Genomic DNA, 9,832 nt, shown 5'->3' with positions numbered 1-9,832 from the left:
CAGCTCGCCTCCGCCTCCGATCCGCTGGCAGGCTGACCCGGCTCACTGGCCGGGGCCGAGGTCTGGGCGGCAACCGTGGTGGGTCGCGACGGCACCGACGTCAACCCGCTCTCGGCCGGCCCGGGTGTCGAGGCGCACCCGGTGGCCAGACCCAGCGCGGCGACCAGCAGCAGCGTCCCCCACCGCAACCCGCTCACTGGCGGCCAGACCGCTCCGCGGCCAGCTTCAGCAGACCCAGCAGCGCATTCTCGACCACCTCGGTCAGCGCCGGATGGATCCAGTACGGCGCCCGCGCGATGTCCTCGATGCGCTGGTTGAACGTCATCGCCTGCACCAGCGGGTGGATCAACGAAGTCGCCTGCGGCCCGATGATGTGCGCGCCGAGCAACTGCTCGGCAGCCGGGTCGCTGATCAGCTTCACGCAGTGCTCCTGGTCGTTCAGCGCCCAGCCGTAGGCCACCCACGCGTACTCGTGGACGTAGCTGAGGTACTCGATGCCGGCCGCGTTGAGCTCCGCCTCGGTGAGCCCCACCGTGGCCACCTCCGGCTCACCGAAGACACCCTGCGGGAGGAACCGTTCGTCCTTGGCCTGCAACGGGCGACCATCCCGCTCGGCCAGCAGGTTCTGCTTGACCACCCGGGCCTGGCGGTTGGCGAGGTGCTTTAGCATGTGGGACGAGCAGACATCGCCGAGCGCCCAGATGTGCTGGACGCTGGTGCGTTGGTACTGGTCCACCGGTACGAAGCCCATCGGGTCGGGCGTGAGGCCGGCGTTCTCGATCCGCAACTGGTCACCGTTCGGGATCCGGCCCAGGCAGACCAGCACCGCGTCGGCCTCGTAGGTGTACTCGATGCCGGTGGCGTCCTGCGTGCTCAGCACCACACCACCGCTGTCGCCCGGCTCGAGCAGCGTGACCTGCTGGTTGAGCCGCAGCACCATCCGGCGGGCCATCGCTTCGGTGACCCGGCTGGCGACCTCGGCGTCATGGTGGCGCAACAGCGGCTCACTACGGGTGATGATCGACACCTGGCAGCCCATGCCGGCGAAGATGTGGCCGAACTCCACCGCCTCCACGCCACCGCCGAGGATCACCAGCTTCTTCGGCAGTTCCTCGATCCGCATGATCGTCTCGGAGGTGTGGACGAACGCCTGCAGGTACGGCTCGTCGAAGCCGGGCACCTCCGGCATCCTCGGCCGCGATCCGGCCGCGATCACGATCCGGTCGGCGGTGATTTGGCGCTGCCCCACCCGGATGGTGCGCTCGTCGACGAAGGTGGCCCGCCCGGTCAGCACCTGCACGTTCGGGCGGCTCTCCAGCCCGGCCAATCCCTCCTCGGCGACCGCATCGGTGCGGCCGAAGGTGCGCTGCTGGATGGCCTTGAAGTCGGCGCCACCGAACTCGACGTCCACGTCGACGCGGCGGGCGTCGGTGGGCGCGAGGGCGTATCGCGCCGGGTAGGCGAACATCTTGCTGGGGATGCAGCCGGCATTCAGGCAGGTGCCGCCGAAGATGTGGATCGGGCCCACGCCGTTGTCGACCAGCGCGATCTGCCAGTCGTTGATGTCATCGTCGATCAGGCTCAAGCCCGAGCCCGAACCGATGATGCACAGGTCTACGTGGTCGGGTCGCGGCCCGGTGCTGGACTCCATGTCGTCATCATGTCAGACTCCGCCGACAGCACTCCAACACGCCAGCGGCACCGTCACTTGCGGCGACGGGTGCGGCGTTGGGACGGCCTCCTGACCGGTTCGCCGCGGGCGATCAGCTCGGCGCGGCGGGCGGCCGCGAACTCGGCCAGGGCGTCCACCAGTTCGATGTCGGTCGGGTGCTCGGGCACCACGTCGACGCGCAGCCCGTGCTCTTCACAGGACGCCACGGTGGCCGGCCCGATCGCGGCCACGATCGTGCCGGTGTGCGGCTTGCCGGCGATGCCGACCATGTTGCGCACCGTGGACGCCGAACTGAACACCACGGCGTCGAAGCGTCCGGCCTTGATCGAATCGCGGATCTCCGGCGGCGGCGGGGCCGCGCGAACGGTCCGGTAGGCGATCACCTCGTCAACCTCCCAGCCCAGCGCGGTGATTCCGGACACCAGCGCATCGACCGCGATGTCAGCCCGTGGCACCAGGATCCGGTTGATCGGGTCGAGGATGTCGTCGAAGACCGGGAACTCGGCGGCCAGCGCTTCGCCGCGCTGCTCGCCCTCGGGTACCAGGTCGGGCGTGATTCCCCAGCTGCGCAGTTCCTCAACCGTGCTGTGGCCGATCGCCGCGATCCGCAGCCCCGAGAACGCCCGCGAGTCCAGACCCAGCTCACCGAGCCGCTCGGTCACCGCCCGCACCGCGTTGGCGGAGTTGAAGATCGTCCACTGGTAGCGCCCGTCCACCAGTCCCTGGATGGCCCGCTCCATCGGCTGCGGATTCCGCGGCGGTTCCACCGAGGTGGTGGGCACCTGCACCGGAATCGCGCCGTGGTGCTCCAGGCGGCGCTCCATCACCCCGGATGAACGCTTCGTCCGGGGCACCAGCACCTGCCAGCCGAAAAGCGGCTTGGACTCGTACCAGTTCAGTCGGGGGTCGCGCTGGGCGGCGCTACCCACCACGATCGCCACCTGTTCGTCCTCGTACCCGGCGACAGCCTCGGGAAGTTCGGCGAGGGTGCTCTCCAGCGACCGCTGGCTGCTGGATGCGTAGTTCAGGGTGACCAGGGCGGGCGTGTCGGCCGGCAGCCCGCGCTGCCGGATCTGCTCGGCCAGCTCGCTGACCTGTTCGACCCGCACCAGCGCCATGATGTTCGGCTGGGACTCCACCAGCTCCGGATCCTGCGCCAGCCGCCACATGCCGTTGCCCTGGCTGACCCCGGCAGAGGTGAGCGCCAGCGACGCCTTCGGCAGCCCCGGCACGATATCCAGCCGGACGCCTCGTTCGGCCAGCGCGCACGCCAGCGTCCCGGCCTGCCCGTCGGCCATCGGATCACCGGCAACCAGCCAGGCGACGGTCAACCCGGAGCCGGCCAGCTGGGCGATCTTGTCCAGGTCGGGTTCGTCGCCGGCCAGCAGCAGCGGGGTGTGCGGGTCCTGGTTGACCTCCGGTTCGGCCAGCAGGTCGGCATCGACATCGGGGTTGAGTACCACCACGTCGGCGTCCGAGATCGTCTTGAGGCCTTCGAGGGTCAACCGCAGTGGCCCACCGAGCCCGGTGCCGACGAAGACCACATGGCCAGGTGCGGTACGGGTCGGGCGGATCCGGCCGATCAGGTCGTCCGGATCACACTGCTCGACAGCGATTGCCGGCTGCTGTTCACTCAAAACGCGACTCCTCGAGAAACGATGCCGTCGACGACGACACACCGAAATCCCCCAGCCGAACCGCAGCCACGTCGGGACGGCTACGGCCTGGGGGATCCCTGCGACAGTCTGGTCAGCGGCCCGCGCGGCGCCGCTGGATGCGCGTCTTCTTCAGCAGCTTGCGATGCTTCTTCTTCGCCATGCGCTTGCGACGCTTCTTGATGACTGATCCCACTGTGTGCCTTTCGGAATTCCGATTCAACCCGCGCGCAAACGCGCGGAACGGTGCCAGGTGGCGGCACCGCGTCAGGTCAGCTTACCCGTCCGGTTCCGCTGTGAAAAACCAGCGATCGTTCGCGCTGGTCGTGGTCATCCCCGACTACGGTCGTGGGCAGCCCAGACCGCGGCGCTGATGGCTGCCCGCACGGCGTGGGCGTCCAGCTGCCGAATGGCGGCGGCGGTCGTGCCGCCCGGCGAGGTGACGCGTTCCCGCAGCACCGCGGGGTGCTCCCCGCCGGCGAGCAGTTGCGCCGAACCGAGGATGGTCTGCCGAACCAGTTCGTCGGATTGCTGCCGCGTCAAACCCAACTGGACGCCGGCCTCGATCATGGCCTCGGCCAGGTAGAAGACGTAGGCCGGCCCCGAACCGCTGACCGCGGTGACGGCGTCCTGCAGCGACTCGGGCAGCACGATCGCCCGGCCGACCGCGCCCATCAACCGCACCGCCAGCTGCAGCTGGTCGTCGGTAACCGCCTGGTTGGCTGACAGGGCGGCCATCCCGGCGCCGACCTGGGCCGGCGTGTTCGGCATCGCCCGGACGATCGGTGTGCCGGCCGGCAGGTGGTCGGCCAGTTCGGCGATGGTCACCCCGGCGCAGATGGACAGCACCAGGGTGCCCGGCTCGATGAGGTCGAACGCCTGGTCGAGCACCGCGGCGGCGTGGTTGGGCTTGACCGCCAGCACCAGCACCGCGGCACCGGGCAGCAGGTCGGCCAGCTCAGCGCTGACCGGGACGCCGAGTTCGTCGGCCAGTTGGGCCCGCCGCTCGGGCAGCGCCTCGACGATGCTGACCCGCGTCCAGTCGTCCCGCACCAGGCCGGACGCCAGCGCGCCGCCCATCACCCCGCCGCCGACGACCACCACCGGCAGCGTGCTGGTCGCCACGATCAGGCCCTGGCCAGCAGTTCCGCGATCTGGATCGCGTTCAGCGCCGCCCCCTTGCGCAGGTTGTCGCAGGCCACGAACATGGCCAGGCCGCGACCGCCCGGAACCGACTGGTCGACCCGGATCCGGCCGACCAGGCTCTCGTCCACTCCGGCGGCCTGCCGCGGGGTGGGGACGTCGACCAGCCGCACCCCGGGGGCGTCGGCGAGCAACTCGGTGGCCTCGGCCGGGCTGATCGGGCGCTCGAACTCGGCGTTGATCACCAGGCTGTGGCCGGCGAAGACCGGGATCCGCACGCAGGTACCCGAGACCGCGAGGTTGGGCAGGTGCAGGATCTTGCGGGACTCGTTTCGGAGCTTCTGCTCCTCGTCGGTCTCGAGGCTGCCATCGTCGACCAGCGAGCCGGCGATCGGCACCGCATTGAACGCGATCGGGGCCACATAGGGGGCGTTGTCGACCGGGGCCAGCGCGTTGCCGTCGAAGGCCAGCCGGGCGAAGTCCTGCTCGACCGCCGCCAGGGTCTGGTCGCGCAGCGCCCGGACACCGGCCACCCCCGAACCCGAGGTGGCCTGGTAGGTCGCCACGATCAGCCGCTGCAGCCCGGCGGCCGCGTTGAGCGGTTTCAGGATCGGCATCGCGGCCATGGTGGTGCAGTTCGGGTTGGCGATGATGCCCTTCGGCGGGTTGATCGCGTCCTCCGGGTTGACCTCGGAGACCACCAGCGGCACGTCCGGATCCATCCGCCAGCACGAGGAGTTGTCGACCACGACCGCGCCGGAGGCGGCGACCTTCGGCGCGAACTCGCGGGAGGCGGTCTTGCCGGCGCTGAAGATGGCCACGTCCAGCCCACCGAAGTCGGCGGTGGCCATGTCCTCGACGGTCACCTCGGCGTCCCGCCAACCCAGCTTTCGTCCGGCCGACCGGGACGAGGCGAAGTACCGCATCTCGTCGACCGGGTAGTTGCGCTCGTCGAGCAGCGTCCGCATGACGTTGCCGACCTGGCCGGTTGCTCCGAAGACTCCAACACGCATGGCCGCAAGCCTAGCGCCCCGCCTCAGAGCCAATCGGCCACGCCGGCCAACAGCGCATAGCCGACGAAGGCGACCACGTCGATCAGGGCGTGCGCGATCATCAGCGGCCACAGGCGTCCGGTGCGGGTGTACAGCCAGCCCAGCAGCAGCCCGAACGCCAGGTTCGAGATGAAGCCGCCGAACCCCTGGTAGAGGTGGTAAGTCCCCCGGATCAGAGCGCTGACCACGACGATCACGGCTGGCTGCCAACCGGCCTGCCGCCACCTGGTGAACAGGTAACCGATCATCACGACCTCCTCCAGGCAGCCATTCATGAACGCGGCCAGCACATACATCGGGATCGTCCACCACGCCTCGGTCAGGTCGGCCATCACGATGGTGGTGTTGATGCCTAGCTGGCGGGCCAGCAGATAGAAGGCCAGCGCCGGACCCAGGATCACCGCGGCGATGCCGACGCCCCAGCCGATGTCACGGCCGAGCCGGCGGCCGTCCAGGCCGATCGCCCGCCACGGGGCGTGCGGGGGCGGCCAGATCCGCCACAGCGGTAGAGCGCCAGTGCCGGCTGGAAGAACGGGAAGGTGTTGTTGGCCAGCTGGTAGGCGAAGTCGAGCCACGGCCGGTCGGGGGTGACCGAGGCGTTCATCGTCGAGGTCTGCTCACCGAGCGGACGATCCGGGATGGTGAGCCGGTTGATGATGTTGAGCACCGAGTAGACCGCCGAACGTCCCAGTGACAACCCGAGGACGAGCACGGTCTCGGCCACCAGGAAGCGCCTGCCGCCGGCTGCGGTGGCAGGCACCTAACGCTTCCCCAACAGCGACCGCAGGAACAGCGCCACGTTGGCCGGACGCTCGACCAGCCCGCGCAGGTAGTAGTCATACCAGCCCGGCCCGAACGGGACGTAGGAGCGCGCCTGGTGCCCGATGTCGGCCAGCCGCCGCAACTCCAGCGGCCGCACCCCGTACAGCATCTGGAACTCGTAGCTGTCGGACGCCCGGCCGCTGCGCCGGACCAGTTCTTCGGCGATCGCGACCAGGCGGGGGTCGTGGGTGGCGACCAGCGGCACCGCCTGGCTGTTCATCAGCCGCCGCAGGCAGCGGACGTAGGCCAGGTCGATCTCGTGGCCGTTGCGGAACGCCTGGGCGCGGGACTCCTGGAAGGCGCCCTTGACCAGCCGGACCCGCACCCCGGGCATGGCGAGGTTGGCCAGGCCACGTTCGGTGCGGTGCAGCTCGGCCTGCACCGTGATGCCGGTGCGGGGCAGGTCCTGGATCAGTTCGGTCCACGCACCGAGGGTGGCGTCGGTGGTCTCGATGCCGTCCATGTCGAGGGTCGCCAGGGCGCCGGCGTTGCTTGCGGCCCGGGTGATCCGGCGGGCGGCCTCCAGCGCGAACGCCTCGCCGTCGCGTCCCAGGTCGAGCCCCAGCAGGCTGAGCCGGATCGACACCTCCGACACCCCGGCCAGGTCTTCGTCGACGAGCCGGGCGATCAGGTCGAGGTAGCCGGCCTGGTTGGTGCGGGCGTCGGCGAGTGCGGCCACCGGCAGCCCCAGGTACTCCACGCTGACCAGCAGGCCCTTGTCGACCAGCGAGTGCAGCACCGGCAGCACGTCGTCGAGGCGTTCCCCGGCGACGTAACGCGCCACCAGGTCGCGCACGGCGGGATTGGACACCGCCGCCCGACGCACCCGGTCGCGTCCGGCCCACCGCACCAACAGATCGCTCATGGCCGTTCTCCCCGCCCTGTCCTGCCCAGCATCAAGTGCCGCCGGGTCTGCTTGAGGCAATCTGCCAACTGCTGCTCGCGTTCCTCGTGGTCGGCGGCCCGGCGGGTGTTGATCTCGTGGATGATGTGGCCGCTGTACCGGCCGGCGGCGAGCCGTTCGACGACCTGCCAGGCGTCCTGGTTGCCCTCGCCGGGGAACAGGTGCTCGTCCCGGCTGGAACCGAGACCGTCGGTGAGGTGGACGTGTCGCAGCCGGTTGCCCCAGGCCTCCACGTAGTCCAGCGAGCTGGCCTGCGCAGTGGCGGCGTGCGACAGGTCAAGGGTGAGGGCGTCGTAGTCCTGCTCGGTCGGGTCCCAGTCGGGCACGTAGCCGAAGACGGTGGCGCCGGGCGCCCGCCACGGGTACATGTTCTCCACCGCCAGGGTGACGCCGGTCTGCCGGGCCAGGCCCCGGATGCCGGCCACGAAGTTGCGCGCGTACTCCCGCTGCCACAGGAACGGTGGGTGCACCACCACCACGTCGGCGCCCAGGTCGTTGGCGGCCCGGCAGGAGCGTCTCAGCTTCTCCCACGGGTCGTTGCCCCAGATGTTCTGGGTGATCACCAGGCAGGGCGAGTGCACGCTCAGCACCGGCACCTGGTGGTAGTCGACCAGCTTGCGGACGTAGTCGATGTCGGTGCTCGGCGGGTCGATCCCAACCATCAGTTCGACGCCGTCGTAGCCGACCGCCGCCGCCAGCTCGAACGCGTTGGCGGTGGTTTCGGGGTAGACCGTGGAGGTGCCCAGCCCCACCAGCGGCAGCCTTCGATGCCCCGACGCGCCCGTGCGGCCGGGATCACCTCGCAAGTGATCAAAGGGCTCTGACTGCACACCCCAACCGTACTGGGAAGCCTCCGTCCGCGCCGGGGCTCGGGTGAGGCGCGACCCGGTTTCGCCATCCGAGGTTGGCATTGCCACAATGAGCACATGCATCTGGATCACCTGACCTTCGTCGCCGGGCCGCAAGGACTGCAGACCACCGTCGCCGAGTTGACCGAGGCGTTGGGGCGCAAGTTCAGGGACGGCGGATTCCACCCCAGGTTCGGCACCAGGAACAACATCCTGCCGCTGACCGATGGACGCTACATCGAGGCGGTTGAGGTGCTCGACCACCCCGCGGCCGATAAGGCCGTCTACGGGCAGGCGGTGCGCGCCCGGCAGGAACTGGGTGGCGGTTGGCTGGGTTGGGTGATCTCGGTGGACGACCTCGCCCCCTACGAACTCCGGCTGGAGCGCTCGGCCGTTCCGGGTTCCCGGCAGTTCCCCGACGGACGCCGCCTGGAGTGGGAACAGATCGGCATCAAGGGCCTGATGACCGACCCGCAACTGCCGTACTTCCTGAAGTGGGAGTCACCGGCGGACGTGCTGCCCTCGGCGCTGGCGGGCGACATCCGGCTCGACACCCTCGAGATCGCGGGCTCCAAGGAGCGCGTCGAGGAGTGGATCGGCGTCGAACTCAACGACGTCTTCGACGGCGTCCGCATCGAGTTCACCAGCCCGCACGGCCATCCCGGCCTGTCGGCGGTGGTCTTCGACGTCCCCGGACGCGGCCTGGTCCGCATCTGACCGACGCCTACCCGGGCTGCCGGCCACGTGGCGACTGAGTCTTGTCGGTGTCGACCCCTAGGGTTGGCGCGTGGCCAACAAGAACGCCAGTTATCAATGCACCGAGTGCGGCTGGACGACCGTGCGCTGGGTCGGCCGCTGCGGGGAGTGCCAGACCTGGGGCAGCGTCGCCGAGCGCGGCGCCCCGAAGCTCACTGAGGTCAGTGCCGCGGCGCCGGCGACGAGGGCGGTGCCGATCGGCCAGGTCGACCTGCGCAGTGCCGACCGGACGCTGACCGGCATCGGCGAACTCGATCGCGTCCTGGGTGGCGGTCTGGTACCGGGTGCGGTGGTGCTGCTGGCCGGCGAACCGGGGGTCGGCAAGTCGACCCTGCTGCTCGAAGTGGCTGCCCGCTGGGCCAGGGCGAGGCACACCACCCTCTACATCTCGGGTGAGGAGTCCGCCGCGCAGGTGCGGCTGCGGGCCGAACGCACCGGCGCGGTCGCCGACCGGCTGCTGCTGGCCGCCGAGACCGACCTGGGCACCGTGCTGGGACACATCGAGCAGGCCGATCCGAGCCTGCTGGTGGTCGACTCCATCCAGACCATCGGCACCGCCGAGGCGGACGGCAGCATGGGCGGGGTCAGCCAGGTCCGGGAGGTGACTGCAGCACTGGTGCGGGTCGCCAAGCGCCGCGGCATGGCGGTGATCCTGGTCGGCCACGTCACCAAGGACGGCAGCATCGCCGGGCCGCGGCTACTTGAGCATTTGGTGGACGTGGTGCTGGCCTTCGAGGGTGATCGGCACTCCGGCTTCCGGATGGTGCGAGCCACCAAGAACCGGTTCGGCCCGGCCGACGAGGTGGGCTGTTTCGAGATGGCCGAACGCGGCATCGTCGAAGTGCCCGACCCGTCCGGGCTGTTCACCTCCCGGCACACCGAACCCGTGCCCGGCACCTGCGTAACGGTGACCATGGAGGGTAGTCGTCCGCTGCTGGCCGAGGTGCAGTCGCTGGTCGCGCCGGCCCCGCAGGAGGGTC

The 9,832-nt window shown here is 69.9% G+C and carries 12 protein-coding genes; 2 read left to right on the top strand and 10 right to left on the bottom strand.

The window, feature by feature from the left end; genetic code table 11:
- From WBL05_RS02200 to WBL05_RS02155, 10 genes are all read right to left on the bottom strand, one after another.
- On the bottom strand, positions 1-197 hold a 197-nt coding region (locus tag WBL05_RS02200), incomplete at its 3' end, for a hypothetical protein (protein ID WP_424223437.1).
- The gene (locus WBL05_RS02195; protein WP_424223436.1) at positions 194-1,651 is read right to left on the bottom strand and encodes a mycothione reductase; all 1,458 of its coding nucleotides are present in this window, start codon (positions 1,649-1,651) and stop codon (positions 194-196) included. The genes WBL05_RS02200 and WBL05_RS02195, both read right to left, overlap by 4 nt.
- Positions 1,652-1,704: 53 nt before the next feature.
- On the bottom strand, positions 1,705-3,309 hold the full coding sequence (locus WBL05_RS02190) for a uroporphyrinogen-III synthase (RefSeq protein ID WP_424223435.1): 1,605 nt from the start codon (positions 3,307-3,309) through the stop codon (positions 1,705-1,707).
- Positions 3,310-3,421: 112 nt separating this feature from the next.
- Positions 3,422-3,523: a 30S ribosomal protein bS22 gene (locus WBL05_RS02185; RefSeq protein WP_084669282.1), complete on the bottom strand. Its 102-nt coding sequence runs from the start codon at positions 3,521-3,523 to the stop codon at positions 3,422-3,424.
- 134 nt (positions 3,524-3,657) lie between these two features.
- Positions 3,658-4,452, bottom strand: a complete 795-nt coding sequence (gene proC, locus WBL05_RS02180; protein ID WP_424223433.1) for a pyrroline-5-carboxylate reductase — start codon at positions 4,450-4,452, stop codon at positions 3,658-3,660.
- A gap of 2 nt (positions 4,453-4,454) precedes the next feature.
- Entirely contained in the window at positions 4,455-5,483 is a 1,029-nt protein-coding gene (locus WBL05_RS02175; RefSeq protein ID WP_424223432.1) for an aspartate-semialdehyde dehydrogenase, read from the bottom strand.
- A 23-nt stretch (positions 5,484-5,506) separates the two neighbouring features.
- A complete protein-coding gene (locus WBL05_RS02170) occupies positions 5,507-5,923 on the bottom strand; it encodes a CPBP family intramembrane glutamic endopeptidase (protein WP_424223431.1) in 417 nt (138 codons plus the stop codon).
- Positions 5,920-6,282 carry a hypothetical protein gene (locus tag WBL05_RS02165; protein WP_424223430.1) on the bottom strand — a complete coding sequence of 121 codons (363 nt, stop codon included), beginning with the start codon at positions 6,280-6,282 and terminating at the stop codon, positions 5,920-5,922. The genes WBL05_RS02170 and WBL05_RS02165 overlap by 4 nt, the downstream gene beginning before the upstream one ends.
- Entirely contained in the window at positions 6,283-7,209 is a 927-nt protein-coding gene (locus WBL05_RS02160) for a proline dehydrogenase family protein (RefSeq protein ID WP_424223428.1), read from the bottom strand.
- On the bottom strand, positions 7,206-8,000 hold the full coding sequence (locus WBL05_RS02155; protein ID WP_424223427.1) for a sugar phosphate isomerase/epimerase family protein: 795 nt from the start codon (positions 7,998-8,000) through the stop codon (positions 7,206-7,208). The genes WBL05_RS02160 and WBL05_RS02155 overlap by 4 nt, the downstream gene beginning before the upstream one ends.
- A gap of 174 nt (positions 8,001-8,174) precedes the next feature.
- On the opposite strand from WBL05_RS02155, the gene WBL05_RS02150 reads away from it, so the two are divergent.
- A complete protein-coding gene (locus WBL05_RS02150) occupies positions 8,175-8,813 on the top strand; it encodes a VOC family protein (protein ID WP_424223425.1) in 639 nt (212 codons plus the stop codon).
- 70 nt (positions 8,814-8,883) lie between these two features.
- Positions 8,884-9,832, top strand: a 949-nt coding sequence (locus tag WBL05_RS02145) for a DNA repair protein RadA (RefSeq protein ID WP_424223423.1), incomplete at its 3' end; no start/stop codon positions are given.

Source organism: Brooklawnia sp. (genome assembly GCF_049651565.1).
Classification (GTDB): Bacteria; Actinomycetota; Actinomycetes; order Propionibacteriales; family Propionibacteriaceae; genus Brooklawnia.
This window is presented reverse-complemented; position numbering and strand designations above follow the sequence as displayed.